General features: G+C 73.5%; 14 protein-coding genes. 11 read left to right on the plus strand and 3 right to left on the minus strand.

The window, feature by feature from the left end; genetic code table 11:
- The first annotated feature begins 213 nt into the window (after positions 1–213).
- The 4 genes from AB0I22_RS12655 (at position 214) to AB0I22_RS12670 (ending at position 4,390) form a co-directional block, all read left to right on the plus strand.
- Entirely contained in the window at positions 214–1,608 is a 1,395-nt protein-coding gene (locus tag AB0I22_RS12655) for a DUF445 domain-containing protein (protein ID WP_363130732.1), read from the plus strand.
- A 181-nt stretch (positions 1,609–1,789) separates the two neighbouring features.
- Complete coding sequence (locus AB0I22_RS12660; protein WP_363130733.1) at positions 1,790–2,608, plus strand: class E sortase; 819 nt, start codon at positions 1,790–1,792, stop codon at positions 2,606–2,608.
- A gap of 10 nt (positions 2,609–2,618) precedes the next feature.
- A complete protein-coding gene (locus AB0I22_RS12665) occupies positions 2,619–2,861 on the plus strand; it encodes a DUF3311 domain-containing protein (protein WP_363130734.1) in 243 nt (80 codons plus the stop codon).
- Positions 2,858–4,390, plus strand: coding sequence for a sodium:solute symporter family protein (locus tag AB0I22_RS12670; protein ID WP_363130735.1), 1,533 nt, complete (start codon positions 2,858–2,860; stop codon positions 4,388–4,390). The genes AB0I22_RS12665 and AB0I22_RS12670 overlap by 4 nt, the downstream gene beginning before the upstream one ends.
- Here the strand turns inward: AB0I22_RS12670 and AB0I22_RS12675 are convergent.
- Positions 4,377–5,393 carry an SCO0930 family lipoprotein gene (locus tag AB0I22_RS12675; RefSeq protein WP_363130736.1) on the minus strand — a complete coding sequence of 339 codons (1,017 nt, stop codon included), beginning with the start codon at positions 5,391–5,393 and terminating at the stop codon, positions 4,377–4,379. The two genes, AB0I22_RS12670 and AB0I22_RS12675, sit on opposite strands and share 14 nt — an antisense overlap.
- A gap of 323 nt (positions 5,394–5,716) precedes the next feature.
- Here AB0I22_RS12675 and AB0I22_RS12680 point away from each other — a divergent pair, with 323 nt between their 5' ends.
- From AB0I22_RS12680 to AB0I22_RS12690, 3 genes are all read left to right on the plus strand, one after another.
- Entirely contained in the window at positions 5,717–6,016 is a 300-nt protein-coding gene (locus AB0I22_RS12680; RefSeq protein ID WP_363130737.1) for a DUF6412 domain-containing protein, read from the plus strand.
- 209 nt (positions 6,017–6,225) lie between these two features.
- Positions 6,226–7,032 (plus strand): YidC/Oxa1 family membrane protein insertase, encoded by an 807-nt coding sequence (locus AB0I22_RS12685; protein ID WP_363130738.1) that lies wholly within the window; start codon positions 6,226–6,228, stop codon positions 7,030–7,032.
- Between the two features lie 82 nt (positions 7,033–7,114).
- Positions 7,115–8,599, plus strand: coding sequence for a choice-of-anchor A family protein (locus tag AB0I22_RS12690; protein ID WP_363130739.1), 1,485 nt, complete (start codon positions 7,115–7,117; stop codon positions 8,597–8,599).
- 84 nt (positions 8,600–8,683) lie between these two features.
- Here AB0I22_RS12690 and AB0I22_RS12695 read toward each other — a convergent pair whose 3' ends face one another.
- Positions 8,684–9,214 (minus strand): heme-degrading domain-containing protein, encoded by a 531-nt coding sequence (locus AB0I22_RS12695; protein WP_363130740.1) that lies wholly within the window; start codon positions 9,212–9,214, stop codon positions 8,684–8,686.
- The gene (locus AB0I22_RS12700; protein WP_363130741.1) at positions 9,211–10,311 is read right to left on the minus strand and encodes a Gfo/Idh/MocA family oxidoreductase; all 1,101 of its coding nucleotides are present in this window, start codon (positions 10,309–10,311) and stop codon (positions 9,211–9,213) included. The genes AB0I22_RS12695 and AB0I22_RS12700 overlap by 4 nt, the downstream gene beginning before the upstream one ends.
- Before the next feature lie 56 nt (positions 10,312–10,367).
- Between AB0I22_RS12700 and AB0I22_RS12705 the strand changes: the two genes are divergently transcribed.
- From AB0I22_RS12705 to AB0I22_RS12720, 4 genes are all read left to right on the plus strand, one after another.
- On the plus strand, positions 10,368–11,483 hold the full coding sequence (locus tag AB0I22_RS12705; protein ID WP_363130742.1) for an ROK family protein: 1,116 nt from the start codon (positions 10,368–10,370) through the stop codon (positions 11,481–11,483).
- A 174-nt stretch (positions 11,484–11,657) separates the two neighbouring features.
- Positions 11,658–12,542, plus strand: coding sequence for a hypothetical protein (locus AB0I22_RS12710; protein WP_363130743.1), 885 nt, complete (start codon positions 11,658–11,660; stop codon positions 12,540–12,542).
- 29 nt (positions 12,543–12,571) lie between these two features.
- The gene (locus tag AB0I22_RS12715; protein WP_363130901.1) at positions 12,572–13,348 is read left to right on the plus strand and encodes a GntR family transcriptional regulator; all 777 of its coding nucleotides are present in this window, start codon (positions 12,572–12,574) and stop codon (positions 13,346–13,348) included.
- A 253-nt stretch (positions 13,349–13,601) separates the two neighbouring features.
- On the plus strand, positions 13,602–14,726 hold the full coding sequence (locus tag AB0I22_RS12720) for a TIGR03364 family FAD-dependent oxidoreductase (RefSeq protein ID WP_363130744.1): 1,125 nt from the start codon (positions 13,602–13,604) through the stop codon (positions 14,724–14,726).
- Positions 14,727–14,893: the final 167 nt, after the last annotated feature.

The raw sequence follows: 14,893 nt of genomic DNA on the forward strand, positions 1-14,893 counted from the left end.
GGCGCCATCGCGGTCCGATCGGCCTCCATGATCCCATGGCGGCCCGGGGGACTGCCCGGCGGACGGCGCGGTACCCGGGCGGCGCACCGCGGATCGGGGGCGGCCGCCTGTGACGCGGCCCTCTACTGCTCGGACGCCGGGAACTCCTGGTCCGTTCCCCGAGTACCTCGGACAGGGACAATTGCCGAAGGACGGCTCGAACGGGTGGAGTGGATGGAACCGACGCACACGGAAAGAACGGCGGGGAGCGCCGAGGCGGACGCCGCCGGGGCCGCGGACGCGGCTGGGGTCACGGACGCAGCTGAGGCCGCGGACGCCGCCGGGCCCGCGGACGCCCCGGCGGGCGGGTTCGCCTACAGCGCGGCGGACGAGGAGAAACGGCGCGGCGTGCGCCGGATGAAGACGTTCGCGACAGGGCTGCTGCTCGCCGTCGCGCTGGTCTATGTACTGGCCACCTGGGCGCGGTCCGCCGGGGCCGGGGGCTGGACGGGGTTCGTGGCCGCCGCGGCGGAGGCCGGCATGGTCGGCGCGCTCGCCGACTGGTTCGCCGTCACCGCGCTCTTCAGACGGCCGATGGGGCTGCCCATCCCGCACACCGCCATCATCCCGACCAAGAAGGACCAGCTCGGGCAGAGCCTCGGCGAGTTCGTCGGGGAGAACTTCCTCTCCGGCGACGTGGTGCGGCAGCGGCTGCGCGCGGTGGGCATCGGCTCCCGGCTCGGCGCCTGGCTCGCCGAGCCCGAACACGCCGACCGGGTCACCGCCGAGCTGGCCACGGCGCTGCGCGGCGCGCTGAGAGTGCTGCGCGACTCCGATGTGCAGGCCGTGGTGGGCGAGGCGATCACCCGGCGGGCCGACGCGCAGGAGATCGCACCGGGCGTCGGCAAGATGCTGGAGAAGGTCGTCGCGGACGGGGGCCACCGCAAACTGGTGGACCTGGTGTGCGTACGGGCCCACGACTGGCTCGTCGAGCACAGCGCGTCCGTGATGGACGCCGTCACCGGCGGCGCGCCCGGCTGGACGCCGCGGTTCGTGGACCGCAAGGTCGGCGACCGGGTGTACAAGGAGCTGCTGCGGTTCATCACCGAGATGCGGGACATGCCGGACCACCCGGCGCGGGGGGCCGTGGACCGGTTCCTGCGGGACTTCGCGGGCGACCTCCAGTCGGACACCGAGACACGGGCGCGGGTGGAGCGGCTGAAGTCGGAGGTGCTGGGCCGCGGCGAGGTGCAGGACCTCATCGCCTCCGCGTGGAGCTCGGTGCGCGCCATGATCGTTGCGGCGGCCGAGGACGAGCGCAGCGAACTGCGGCTGCGCGTGCGGGCGGCGATCCTCTCGCTCGGCAACCGGATGTCGGCGGACGAGCGGCTGCGGGCCAAGGTCGACGGGTGGCTGGAGGACGCGGCCGTCTACGTCGTGACGACCTACCGGGACGAGATCACCCTGCTGATCACGGACACGGTGGCGGGCTGGGACGCCGAGCACACGTCGAAGAAGATCGAGGCGCACATCGGGCGGGACCTCCAGTTCATCCGCATCAACGGCACCGTGGTGGGCGCCCTCGCGGGGCTGTGCATCTACGCGGTGTCGCACGCTTTGGGCGGGTGATTCGTCTTCGGCGGGTGATTCGTCTTCGGTGGTGAGGGCCCCTCGGCGGTGGGGCCCTTCGGCGGATGAGGATTCTCCGGTGGTGAGGGTCCTTCGGCGGTGACGGCTCGGCAGGGGGCGATTCGTCTTCGGCGGGTCGTCTCTCTGGCGGTCCGCGTCCGCAGGGCCTACCGTGCGGCGGATGCGGGAGCGGATTCCGGTGGTGGTACGGGGACGGCGGGCCCGGCGGCCCCTTGGGGCGCGGCTGCTGTGGGGCGGCGCCGAACTGGTGGTGACGCTCGGGGCCGTCGTGCTGCTGCTCGTCGCCCACCAGCTGTGGTGGACGAACCGCGAGGCGCGGGCGAGCGCGCGGGACGAGGTCGCGGAGCTGGAGCGGGGGTGGACGGACGAGTCGCCCACGGGCCCCTCGACGGCGCCCGAAGACGGACGGAACGAGCCGTCCGCCGGATCAGGCTCCGATTCCGGCTCCGATTCCGATTCCGACTCCGGCCCGTCCCCGGAGAAGACCAGGTCGGTGACCGTGCGCATAGGCGAGAGCCCGCCCCGCCGGGACGCCGCGTACGCCGTCATCCGCATCCCGAAGATCGGCGTCACCGCGCCCGTGGCACAGGGCATCAGCAAGGCGGGCGTTCTCAACAAGGGGTACGTGGGGCATTACGTCCACACCGCGCAGCCGGGGCGGCGGGGGAACTTCGCGCTCGCCGGGCACCGCAATACGCACGGCGAACCGTTCCGCCGCCTCGACCGGCTGCGGCCGGGGGACACCGTGCGGATCGACACCGACGAGGCCCGGTACACGTACACGATCGAGCGCACGCTGCCGCAGACCTCGCCCGCCGACGGCACGGTCATCGCCCCGGTCCCGTACAGCTCGGCGCACCCCGCCTACCGCTATGCGGAGCCCGGCTCGTATCTGACGCTGACGACCTGTACGCCGGAGTTCACGTCCAAGTACCGGCTGGTGGTGTGGGGGAGGTTGACGGCGACGGAGCCCCGTTAGGGTCTGCGTCGTGCTGAAACGTGCCTCTCTGCTGTGGCTGCTCGTGCCGTACGTGCTCTTCCTGGGCGTGCTGCCGCTCGTCGACCGCGTCCATCCGACCGTGCTCGGCCTGCCCTTTCTCTTCTTCTGGCTGCTGCTCGCGACGCTGCTGACGCCCGTCGCGGTGTGGCTGGCCTGGCGCTCCGACCGGCGGCGTTCCGGTCCGCGCGCCGACCGGCGCTTCAGCCGTGACGCGAACGGGAGCGCCGAGTGAACGCCACCGTCGCGACGTCCGTCTTCGGCGTCTTCATGGTGCTCACCGTCGGCCTCGGGCTGCTCGCGGTGCGCGGGCGCGGCTCCGGCGGCGGGCTGGCCGACTGGTCGGTGGGCGGCCGGAGCCTGGGCCCGGTCTTCATCTGGGTGCTGATGGCGGGCGAGGGCTATACGAGCTTCAGCTACCTGGGCGCGGCGGGCTGGGGGTACAACTACGGGGCCCCGGTCCTGTACGTCATCGCGTACATGTCCTGCGGCTACGCGCTCGGCTACATCGTCGGGCCGATGCTGTGGTCGTACGCCCGCCGGCACGGCCTCGTCTCGATCACCGACATGGTCGCGCACCGCTACGGGCGGCCGTGGCTCGGCGCGTTCGTCGCGGTGCTGGCCACGGTCTGCCTGCTGCCGTACATCCAGTTGCAGATCATGGGGATGGGCGTGGTCGTCACGACGATCTCCTACGGCGCGATCAGCCTCAACTGGGCGTACTTCGTGGCCTTCGCCGTCACCACCGGCTTCGTGGTGGTCAGCGGGCTGCGCGGCAGCGCCTGGGTGTCGGTGCTCAAGGACGTGCTGGTGGTCGGGACGCTGGCGTTCCTGGCGATCTACGTGCCGCTGCACTACTTCGACGGGTACGGGCCGTTCCTGGACCGGATCGTGGCCGAGAAACCCGAGTGGCTGACGTTCAGCGGGCACGGGGGCAGCGGGATGGGCGGGGGCTGGTTCGTGACGACGACGTTCCTGAACTCCCTCACCGTGGTGATCTTCCCGACGACCGTCGCGGGCTATCTGGGCGCGCGCAGCGCGGACGGGCTGCGGCGCAACGCGGTCTTCCTGCCCTTCTACAACGTGCTGCTGTTCGTGCCGATGCTGCTGGGCATGGCGGCGATCTTCGTGGTGCCGGGGCTGGTCGGCGCGGACTCCAATCTGGCGCTGTTCAAACTGGTCGTGGACGCGCTGCCCGCCTGGGCGGTCGGTGTGGTCGGGGTGGCGGCGGCGCTCTCGTCGATCGTGCCGATGGCGGTCTTCATGCTGGTGATCGGGACGATGTGGGGGCGCAGCGTACTGGGCGCGGTGCCGCGGCTCGCGACCCGGCAGAAGCTGTTCTCGCAGGTGGTGGTGGTCGTCGCGGGCGCGCTGGCGCTGCTGCTGACGTACACCGTGCCGGAGACGCTGGTGCGGCTCTCGCTCATCTCGTACGAGGGCATGGCGCAGCTCGTGCCCATGGTGCTGCTGGGGCTGGTGTGGCGGCGGATCACGCTGTGGGGCGCGCTGAGCGGGCTCGCCGTCGGGGCCGTCATCGTCTGCGCGCTGGTCTTCACCGACCACGACCCGGTGTGGGGGATGAACGCGGGGATCGTGGCGCTCGCCGCGAACGCCGTCGTGACGCTGGCCGTCAGCCGGTGGGGGCCGCGTACGGCCGACCCGCGGCCGGACGAGGAGGTACTGGCCAGGGACGACGAGGACCTCGCCGGACCGGGCGGGGGCGCGGGCGCGGGTCCCGAGGAGGCCGCGGTCAGTAGCCCGTAGCCGTCGCCGCCTTGGTGACCTTCTTACCGGCGCCGGAGACGGCGAACCACAGGCCCATCTTCCCCTGGCCGTCGACGTCTCCGGGCTTCTTGTCGCCGGTGAACCAGTAGACCGGCCAGCAGTCGACGGCGAGCTGCTTGACGCCGTCGGGGCGGGTCACGGTGGAGATGAGCTTGGCCGGGATGCCGGTGAGTTTCGTCTTGTCGGCGGGTTTCGCGGGCTTCCAGGTGTCCAGGCAGGCCCCGGTGCAGCCGAACCTCATCGGCCAGGCGCTGTCCTTGTTGAAGCGGTAGAGGGTGCGGCCCTGGCCGTCGGTGAGGATCTTGCCGAGGGCGGCGTTGTCGGAGAGGGCGACCCCGGCCCCCTCCTTCGCGGCCTTCCCGGCGGGCTTCGCACCGGACCCGGCGCCGGCCTTCTTGCCGTCCGGCGCCAGGGCGTGCCAGGTGCCGCCCATCCCCTGGCCCTCGGCGACGCCGGGTTCCACGTCCTTGGCGTAGCGGTACACCGGCCAGCCCGCGAGGGTGAGCTGAGCGGTGCCGTCGGCCCGTACGACCCGGCCGAGCTGATCGGCGGCGATGCCGGCGGACGCGGTGGCGTCGTCGGCGGGGACGGCCGGCCACGCCTTCGCGCAGTCGCCGTCGCAGGCGGACTTGGGCGGCTTGGCGGTGTCCTTGTCGAAGCGGTAGAGGACGGCGCCCTTGCTGTCGGTGACGACGGAGCCGATGCCGGACACGTTCCGCACGGCCAGGGTTTTGGCGGCCTCGCCCTTGGCTCCCGCCTTGTCCCCGGCCTTGTCCCCGGTCTTGTCACCGGCCTTGGGGGCGGCGCTGCCGTAGTCGTCCCCGGAGCCGTAGCCGTCGGAGCCCGGCGCGAGGGAGGAGCTGCCGCCGGCCGGCCGGGACGTGCCGCCGCTGTACGAGTCCCCGTCCCCGCAGCCCGCGGTGACCAGCGCCAGCGCCGCGACGGCCGTGCCCGCGAGCGCCGCGTGACGTCGATTGCCCATGATCTCTCCTTCGCCGGTGGTCCGGCGGAGCGTGCGTGCCTCCGCCGTCGCTGTGGGGATACGGGGGCGGGGCGGGCGTCGCTCAACCGCCGCGAGAGTGGTCAATTCACGTCGAACGGCGGTCGGCTGAGGGCGAAAGGTGTGAATGCACGGACGCCGAAAGGCGCCGAGAACGGACAAAGACGCCCGATGCGGGAAACCGCCCCGTGGCGTATTCGGCCGCTGGTGTATGGGCGATTGTCAGTGGTGCCCGCTAGAATCTTCGGTACAGAACACCATCGCGTGTACGGCATGAGGAAGTCAGCACGAGGAAGGGGGAGCCCATGAATACGGTCTTGCGCACGCACACGGGGCTGGTCCTGTTCCTTGTCGCTGGGCTGCTGCTTTCCGAAACGGGCTGGCTGAGTGCGATGGCGCTCGCCGTCACCACCGCGGTCGCGGCGGCAGTGCTGACTTGTGCGGTCATTTCGGCCCGTACGAGCTATCCGCTCGCGACGAACCGCGTACGTACCGCGATAAGGGACCGGGAGCGCCGCACGGCGTTCCTGGCCCAAAGCGATCCCGATGCACCCGGCCGCTCCCGGCCGCGGGCGCCGGGCCGTCCCCTCCCGACGGCCGCGTAGGCGCTTCTCTTTCTCATATCTGTCCGACCGTTCTGATCGTTCCCGTTCTCGTTTCCGTTCCGGCTGTTCCGGCCTGCTCCAGGCTGTTCCGGCTGGTCCGATCGATCCGGTCCGATCCGGTCCGATTTCCGTATGCGACACGGAGCCCGTGCGGCTCGTCACGCCGAAGTCCCGTTCCGGCACGACGAGACCCCGTGGAGGGCTCACCCATGTCCGTATTCACCTCGCTGTTCGCCGCGTTCGGCGCGCTCCTCTCGCACTGCGCCGACCTGCTCGAACCGCTCTTCGGCCACTCGGCCACGGCCGCGACGATCATTGTGTTCACGTGCTGCGTCCGGCTCGCGCTGCACCCGCTGGCCCGCTCGGCGGCGCGCGGCGAACGGGTACGGGCCGAACTCGCGCCGCGCATGGCCGAGGTGAGGCGCAAGCACAGGAACGCTCCGGAGACGGCGCAGCGCGCGGTGGGCGAGCTGTACAAGGAGGCCGGGGCGTCGCCGCTGGCGGGGTGCCTGCCGATGCTGGTGCAGCTGCCGGTCTTCTCCGTGATGTACCACCTCTTCTCCTCCGGTTCCGGCGGAGCGGGGCTGCTCGATCACACGCTGCTGGGCGCGCCGCTCGGCGGCCGGTGGGCCGGGGCGCTCGGCGACGGCGGGGTGTTCGGGCCGTGGGGGCTGGTCTACCTCGGGCTGTTCGCGCTGGTCGGGGCGGTGGCCACCTGGACGTACACGCGTGCCCGCAAGGCGGCCGCCGCCTCGGCCGCGCGCACACCGGCCGGTGGCGCGGCCGGCGCGCCGGCGGTACCCGGGCTGTCGGGGATCGGGCTGTCGGGGGTCGGCAAGGTGCTGCCGCTGATGGCCTTCGGCACGCTGGTCAGCGTCGCGGTGGTGCCGCTGGCGGCCGGGCTGTATCTGGCGACGAGCACGGCCTGGACGGCGGCGGAGCGGGCACTGCTCCAGCGCGTCCGCGCGCCGCGCCCCGAGGCGGAGCGGCGGCCCGGCGCCGGGGCGGGAGCCTGATGGGGCATCAGGGGCACCGGTTCGGGGGAACGGGCGAGCGTGTCTGCCGTCCTTCATACCAGCAGGCCGCATATTTCCATATATGGGTAGGAAAGAGGCTGGAAAGCTGAGGAGAGCGGGACTGACGGGCACACTGGCGGGCGTCAGCGGGGTGCTGATGGTCGGTCTGTTCGCTTCCTGGAGTGTGGCGGAGCCGTTGCCGGGCGGGCTGGGGTCCTGCGTGCCGGGCCGGTGCCCGGGTGCGTACCCGGACCCGGACAACGGGCCCGTCGTCGGCCGCGACAACGGCGTCAACGTCTTCGTCGGCGGCGACTACCTCGTCGGCGGATCGGCGGCGGAGGCCGAGGGCAAGCTCGTCGCCCTCGGCGACTTCCGGATGAACAAGACCTCCGGCTCCCGCGTCTACAACGTCGGCGTCGTCGGCGTCGGCTCCCGTGTGCCGCCCGACAACGGGTCGGACTTCCTCACCGTCGGCGGCGACATCTCCATCGCCCCGGGCCAGTCCCTGCTCGCCGAGGAGGGCCCCACCCGAGGCGTCGTCACGTACGCGGGCGGCCTCTCCGGCACGGTCGTCCCGCGCGCGGTGCACGACCCCGACGCCGCCCGGCCCTCTCTGCGGCTGCGGCCCGAGCTGACCGCCGCCGCGGACTGCTACGCGCACGACCACGGCGTACCGCGCGAGACCACCGGCACCGCGGTCAACCAGGGCCACGAGACGGTGTTCACCGGCGACGGGGCCTCGATGCTCCAGGTGTTCGACGTCGACTTCGACATGGTGGGCCGGGGCGGCGGCGACCAAGGCGTCGCCTTCCACGGCATCCCCGAGGGCGCCACCGTACTGGTCAACATCACCGGCCCCGCCCGCACCATCAGCTCGTACATGGGCGCCCTGCCGGGCGACCTGCGCGAGCGGCTGCTCTGGAACTTCCCGGACGCCGCGCAGATCACCATCAAGGGCAGCGCCCAGTTCCAGGGCAGCGTGCTGATCGGCCGCCCGGAGAGCATGGCGACGGTGTCGGTGCCGGGAGTGAACGGCCGGTTCCTCACCGCCGGTTCGCTGACGCACGCCTCGACGTCGGGGGCGGAACTCCACCGGTACCCGTTCAACGGGGACCTGCCGGAGTGCGCGGGGGAGTCCCCGTCTCCGACCACGTCTTCAGCGATGTCGCCGACGGCATCTCCGACGACATCTCCAACGGCATCACAGACGGAGGCTCCTTCCGAGAGTCCGACGGGGAGTCCTTCCGAATCCCCTTCCGGGTCCCCGTCGGAGAGCCCTTCCGAGCCTTCGTCGGAAAGTCCCTCCGAGGAAAGCCCCTCTGAATCGCCGTCGAAGTCGCCGTCCGGGAGCGCCTCGGAGAGTCCTTCCGAGGCGCCGTCCGCGTCCCCCTCGGCGAGCCACCCCGCCCCTGCCCCCGGCCCCGATGGGACGTCCGGCGGCGGTGGCGCGCTCGCGCACAGCGGGACGTCGATGGCCGAGCCGATGCTGATCGGCGCGTCGGTCGCGGCCGTCGTCGCGGGGATCTCCCTGGTGCTCCTCTTCCGGTCGCGCGGACGCCGTTCATGACGCCGTTCGTGACGTCATTCGTGACGTCATTCGTGACGCCGTTCGTGATGGCGTTCATGGCGCCGCTCATGACGAGCCGGAGCGTCAGCCGAGGTGGCGCTCCAGCGCTTCGACGACCAGCGCGTGGTCTTCGGCCTGTGACAGGCCGGAGACCGCGACGGTCCCGATGACGCCCGTACCGCGCAGCCGGATCGGGAACGCGCCGCCGTGCGCCGCGTAGCGGTCCAGGTCCAGCCGGGAGGAGTCCTCGAAGGTGCGGCCCTTGGCGCGGAAGCGGGCGCCGACGAGGTAGGAGGACTCCGCGTACCGCTCCACGACGCGGCGCTTGCGGTCGGTCCAGGCGTCGTTGTCCGCCGAGGTGCCGGGCAGCGCGCAGTGGAAGAGCTGCTGCGCGCCGCGCCGGATGTCGACGGTGACGGCCGCGCCGCGCTCGCGCGCCAGCTCCATGAGGAGGGCGCCGAGCCGCCAGGCGTCGTCGTTGCCGAAGGAGTCGAGGACCAGTCGCCGCTCCTGTTCCGTCAGTTCCGCGACGGCCCGCTCCGCGTGGACCCGTTCCGCCTCGGCCCGCTCCGCCTCGGTCCGTTCCGCTCCGGACCGTTCCGCTTCGGCGGTCATGCGGGCGCTCCGGCGATGCGGACCGTACGGGCCTCGGCGGCGCTGGTGCGCGCCGCTTCGAGCACCCGCAGCGTCGCCGCCGCCTCGGCCGCGGTGACCGGCGGCGCGGCGCCTTCGTGCAGGGTCTCGGCGATGGCCGCGTAGTACGCGGGGTAGTCGCCCGGCAGGGTCGGTACGAGGTCGCCGCCGCCCGTCTGGGGCGACTCGCCCGCGCCGATCCGGCCCCAGGCCGACTCGGGCTCCACGCCCCAGGCCGGGCCGTCATCGCCGGGTCGGCGGCCCTCGCGCAGGGCGGCCTCCTGCGGGTCGAGCCCGTACTTCACATAGCCCGAGCCGGTGCCCAGCACCCGGAAGCGCGGGCCGAGCTGGGCGGTGGTGGCGCTCATCCACAGGTGGGAGCGGACGCCGCTCGTGTGGGTGAGCGCGATGAAGGTGTCGTCGTCGGCCTCGGCGCCCGGGCGGCGCACGTCGGCCTCCGCGTAGACGGCGGCGGCCGGGCCGAAGAGGGCGAGGGCCTGGTCGACCAGGTGGCTGCCGAGGTCGTACAGCAGCCCGCCGAGCTCCGCCGGGTCGCCGGACTCCCGCCAGCCGCCCTTGGGCCGGGGCCGCCAGCGCTCGAAGCGGGACTCGAAGCGCAGTACGTCGCCGAGCCGCCCGTCGTCGATGAGCTGCCGGACCGTACGGAAGTCGTTGTCCCAGCGGCGGTTCTGGAACGGGCTCAGCAGCAGCCCGCGGTCCGCCGCCAGCGCGGCCAGCTCGTCGGCCTCGGCCGCCGTCGCCGCGAGCGGCTTGTCCACGACGGCCGGGAGCCCGGCTTCGAGCGCGGCGCGGGCGAGCGGCACGTGCGTGCGGTTGGGGGAGGCGATGACCACGAGGTCGAGTTCGGCGGCGCGGCCGAAGAGCTCCTCGGCCGTGTCGACCGTACGGACCCCGGGGTGCTCGGTGAGCGCCTGCTGCCGCCGTTCGGGGCTGGCGGTCACGACGGTGTCGAGGGCGAGGCCGTCGGTGGTGGCGATCAGGGGGGCGTGGAAGACGGAGCCTGCCAGGCCGTAGCCGATGAGGCCGACGCGGAGGGGGGAGCCAGTGGTGCCATCCATGCCGCCCACTTTGACAACGCTGTTGCCAAAGTGCAAGCGACGGAGACAATGGGTCGGTGCACAGAAGTAACCCCGGAGCCAATCTCGCCGCTCTGCGCGGGCACAACGCCGCCCTCGTGCTCGGCCTGCTGCGCGACGCGGGCGCGGGCGGCGTCAGCCGCCTGGAGCTCGCCGAGCGTACGGGCCTCACCCCGCAGGCCGTCAGCAAGATCACCGCGCGGCTGCGCGCGGACGGCTTCGCGGCGGACGCGGGCCGCCGCGCCTCCACCGGCGGCAAGCCCGCCACGGTGCTGCGCCTGGTCCCCGACGCCGGCCACGCCATCGGGCTCCACCTCGACCGGGACGAGCTGACCGCCGTACGCACCGACCTGGCGGGCCGCACCGTCGCCTCCCGCACCGCGCCGCTCGACTTCGGAGCCGGGGCGGCGGCGGTCGTGGAGGAGGCGGCGCGGGCGGCCGAGGCGCTGATGGGGGAGGCCGGGGCGGGACGCGCCGTGCTGGGGGCGGGCGTCGCCGCGCCGGGGCCGCTCGACCACCGGGACGGAGTGCTGCGCCGCGTCACCGGCTTCCCCCGATGGGACGGCTTTCCGCTGCGCGCCGCCCTCGCGGCGCGGCTGGCGCTGCCCGTCGTCGTCGACAAGGACACCAACGCCGCCGCGCTCGGCCTCGCGGCGGGCGCCGCCGGCGCGGACTCCTTCGCCTATCTGCACCTCGGTACGGGCCTGGGGGCCGGGCTCGTGCTCGGCGGTGGCGTGTACCGGGGCGAGCGCACGGGCGCGGGCGAGTTCGGCCACCAGGTCGTCCAGCTCGACGGCCCGCCGTGCGGGTGCGGTGGCCGGGGCTGTATCGAGGCGCTGTGCCTGGCGGCGGTCGCGGCCGGCGACACGGCGGGCGCGGCCCGGCTGCTCGGGGTCGGCGCGGCCAACCTCGTACGGCTGCTGGACGTCGACCGGGTGCTGCTCGGCGGCCGCACGCTGCTGGCGGCGGCGGACACGTACGTACGGGGGGTGGGCGCGGCGCTGGCCGATGACGCGGCGCGCGGGGACGGGCGTACGGTCCCGGTGGCCGTGGCCCCCGGCGGGGTGCGGACGGTGGTGGAGGGGGCGGCGGAACTGGTGCTGGCGCCGCTGTTCGGGCGGGCCGGAGGCGCGTTTCCAGTGCGGTCCGATTGACGGAAAATCCGCTGTTCGGGCGGGATGTGGGGACCATTCGGGGGTAGCGGGCGGGGATGTGCGGCGGCGGTGGGACCGGCGGTGCGATGTTCCTGACGGGCCGTGACTTCTCGACGCGTCCCGCTATTTCCTGTGCTTCCCATCGCTCGCTTTCCCGTCAGCGGAGGTCCGCCGATGCGCCCGCCCCGTGTCCTCGCCGCCGTGAGCGCCGCCGCGCTCGCGCTCGTACTCGCCCCGGACACGGCGGCCCGCGCGCTCGCTCCGGAGGTCACCCACGTCGCGGCCCATGTGCTCGTCCCAGAGGCCGCGCCCGCCCCGGTCGCCGTTCGCGCAGCGCCCGGTGATCCCGGCGGGAAGCCGCCGGGCTGCGGCGCGGCGCGCGGCGCGGAGTTCCCGGTCTCCGCGCGGATCGGCGGCGGCCCCGCGACGTACGAGCGCGGGGCCGGGTGGCGCGGCTGGCGGCTGGAGCTGCGGGATGCCACGGGGGCGGGGTGCCGCGCCGTGCACCCCGTCGCGGTCCTCGCCGACCGGGGCCGCGCCCTGAAGCCGCGCGACATCCGGATGGAGTTCTACGACGCGGGGGCGCGCCGCTGGTGGCCCGTACGGTTCGTACGGACCGACGAGGCGGAGAACGTCGGGGTCTTCGGCGGCGGGTCGTCCGGCGCCCCCGGCTTTTCCGGATTCACCCTCCCGGCCGGGCGGTCCGTCGTGGTGCCGGTGCGGCAGCGCTTCACGGGGGCCGCGCCCGAGGGGCCGGTCACCGAGAACGTCACCGCCGTGCGGCGGCGCGCAGGCGACGGCGACTGGGTCGGCCAGTCCGGCGACTACGCCTTCACCGTCAGGCGACCGGACGCGCACGGCGGGCGGCTGCCGGGGGAGAGCGCGGGGCACCCCTCCGACGGCATCGGCGACGGCGACGCCGACGGCCGTGGCTCCGCCCCGCCCGCCCTCGCCGACACGGGTTCGGGCACGCCCCTCCTCGGGCTCGGCGTCGCCTCGGCCGTGCTCGTGCTCGGCGGCGGGGCGCTGCTGGCCGGGTCGCGGCGGCAGCGGCCCTGAGGTGCGAGGATCGCGCCGTGGACTACCCAGTGGACTACCTGATGGACCAGGCGCCCGGCGCACCGATCCGGTCCGGCATACCCGAGCACGGGCGCATCCCCAAGTACTACGCGGTGAAGGTTCAAGTCGCGGAGTTGCTCGACGAGTTGGGGGAGGACGGACTGCTGCCGACCGAGCGGGACCTGGCGGTGCGGTTCGAGGTCTCGCGGGAGACGGTGCGCCAGGCGCTGCGCGAACTGCTGCTGGAGGGGCGGCTGCGGCGGATGGGGCGGGGCACGGTGGTGGCCGGGCCCAAGCTGGAGCAGCCGCTGTCGCTCGCGAGCTACACGGAAGGCGTCCGGCGCCAGGGCCGCCGGCCCGGCCGCGGCCTGATCGGCCTGGAGCGCTCCCCGTGCTCGGCCGCGCTCGCCGCCGACCTCGGGCTCGAACAGGGCGAGCCGGTCTGGCACATGGAACGCGTTCTGCTCGCCGACGACGAACGGGTGGGGCTGGAGAGCACGTATGTGGCGGTGGAACGCGTTCCCCGGCTCGATACGGACTTCGAACCCGACTCCTCCTTCTACGGGTATCTGCGCGACCGGCTCGGCATCGGCTTCGGCAGCGCGGACGAGCGGCTGGAGACGGTGCTCGCGACGCCGCGCGAGGCGCTGCTGATCGGGACGCCGCCCGCGCTGCCGATGCTGCTGATCCACCGGATGTCGCGGGACACGGAGGGGCTGCCGCTGGAGCGGGTGCGCTCGCTGTACCGGGGGGACCGCTTCTCCTTCACGGCGCGCCTGGAGGGATCGGAGCAGGGGGAGGGCTGAGGGCGGTTCCATGTCCCGGAGGGCGGCCCCGCGCTGCTGACGGCGGCCCCGTGCTCCGCTGAGGGCGGCTCGCGAGGCGCGGGCCGCCCTCCGTTCGCGTCCGATTGTGTCCGAAGTCACCGGAGGGAACACCTTTCCCTTCCCGGTGTAATCACGGAAGGATAACGGGTCTAGGCCAAACTTTGTGGCCTGTTCACCGCGGCGCCGCCTGCCGGCCCGCCGCGGGCCACCAGATCAAAGGAGCGTTCCGGTCATGCGAGTCATAGTCGTCGGAGCCGGCGTGGTGGGGACCATGCACGCCTGGCAAGCGATAGAACGCGGCCACGAGGTCGTACACATCGAGCGGGAAGCCGAGGCCAGAGGGGCCTCGGTGCGGAACTTCGGGCTCGTCTGGGTCAGCGGCCGCGCCGGCGGCGAGGAGCTGGACACCGCGCTGCGCGCCCGTGAGCTGTGGGAGGCCGTCGGCGAGCGCGTACCCGGCCTCGGCTTCCGTGCCAACGGCTCGCTGACCGTGCTCACCAACCCGGCGGAGCTCGCCGTCGCCGAGGCCGCCGTCGCCCGACCCGACGCCGCCGCCCGCGGCTACGCGCTCCTCACCGCCGAGGAGACCCGCGCCGCCAATCCCGCCCTGCGCGGCAGCGCCGTCCTGGGCGCCCTGTGGTGCGAGCGCGACGCCGCCGTCGAGCCGCGCGTCGCGCAGCGCGCCCTCAAGGACAAACTGCTGGAATCCGGCCGCTACACCTTCCTCGGCGGCCGCGAGGTCCGCGAGATCAGCGGCGAGCGCGCCGTCCGCGACGACCACGGCGACGTGCACACCGCCGACGCCGTCGTGCTGTGCACCGGCGCCTGGCTCGGCGGCCTGGTCAAGGAGCTGGCGCCCGACCTGCCCGTACGGCGCGTACGGCTCCAGATGATGCAGACCGACCCGCTCGGCGAGCCGCTGACCACCTCCGTCGCCGACGCAGACAGCTTCCGCTACTACCCGGCCTACGCCGGGGGCGCGCTCGACGCCATGGCGGCGGCGCAGCGGCAGCCGCCGGCCGCGGCCGAGCACCGGGCGCAGCTGCTGATGGTCCAGCGCGCCGACGGCGGGCTCACCATCGGCGACACGCATGAGTACGCCGCGCCCTTCAACTTCGACGTCGTCGAGGACCCGTACGAGCACCTGGCCGGGGTCGTCGAAGGGCTGCTCGGCCGCCCGCTGCCCACGGTCCGCCGCCGCTGGGCCGGGGTGTACGCGCAGTGCACCGAGACCGGGCGCATCGTGCACCGGCAGCAGGTGCGCGACGGCGTCTGGCTGGTCACCGGGCCCGGCGGCCGTGGCATGACCTGCTCTCCGGCGATCGCCGAGCGCACCGCGAACGAACTGGGATGGTGAGAGAGTTGACCGCGCAGAACATCTCGCAAAACACCGCGCACGAAGCCGTACGCGACACCACACGTGACAGCGCAGGCGACACCGCGCACGAAGCCGCACGCGACACGACGCGTGACAGCGCAGGAGCCGCCGCACGAGCCGCCGCGCCCGACGCCGGACGAAACACC

The sequence above is a fragment of the Streptomyces sp. NPDC050610 genome, assembly GCF_040654875.1.
In the GTDB taxonomy this organism is placed as follows: domain Bacteria; phylum Actinomycetota; class Actinomycetes; order Streptomycetales; family Streptomycetaceae; genus Streptomyces.

Excerpts from the sequence above, each read along its gene's own strand:
- AB0I22_RS12655 (WP_363130732.1), top strand. The coding sequence starts at position 214 with ATGGAACCGACGCACACGGAAAGAACGGCGGGGAGCGCCGAGGCGGAC.
- AB0I22_RS12660 (WP_363130733.1), top strand. The coding sequence starts at position 1,790 with ATGCGGGAGCGGATTCCGGTGGTGGTACGGGGACGGCGGGCCCGGCGG.
- AB0I22_RS12675 (WP_363130736.1), bottom strand. The coding sequence starts at position 5,393 with ATGGGCAATCGACGTCACGCGGCGCTCGCGGGCACGGCCGTCGCGGCG.
- AB0I22_RS12680 (WP_363130737.1), top strand. The coding sequence starts at position 5,717 with ATGAATACGGTCTTGCGCACGCACACGGGGCTGGTCCTGTTCCTTGTC.
- AB0I22_RS12685 (WP_363130738.1), top strand. The coding sequence starts at position 6,226 with ATGTCCGTATTCACCTCGCTGTTCGCCGCGTTCGGCGCGCTCCTCTCG.
- AB0I22_RS12690 (WP_363130739.1), top strand. The coding sequence starts at position 7,115 with ATGGGTAGGAAAGAGGCTGGAAAGCTGAGGAGAGCGGGACTGACGGGC.
- AB0I22_RS12695 (WP_363130740.1), bottom strand. The coding sequence starts at position 9,214 with ATGACCGCCGAAGCGGAACGGTCCGGAGCGGAACGGACCGAGGCGGAG.
- AB0I22_RS12700 (WP_363130741.1), bottom strand. The coding sequence starts at position 10,311 with ATGGATGGCACCACTGGCTCCCCCCTCCGCGTCGGCCTCATCGGCTAC.
- AB0I22_RS12710 (WP_363130743.1), top strand. The coding sequence starts at position 11,658 with ATGCGCCCGCCCCGTGTCCTCGCCGCCGTGAGCGCCGCCGCGCTCGCG.
- AB0I22_RS12720 (WP_363130744.1), top strand. The coding sequence starts at position 13,602 with ATGCGAGTCATAGTCGTCGGAGCCGGCGTGGTGGGGACCATGCACGCC.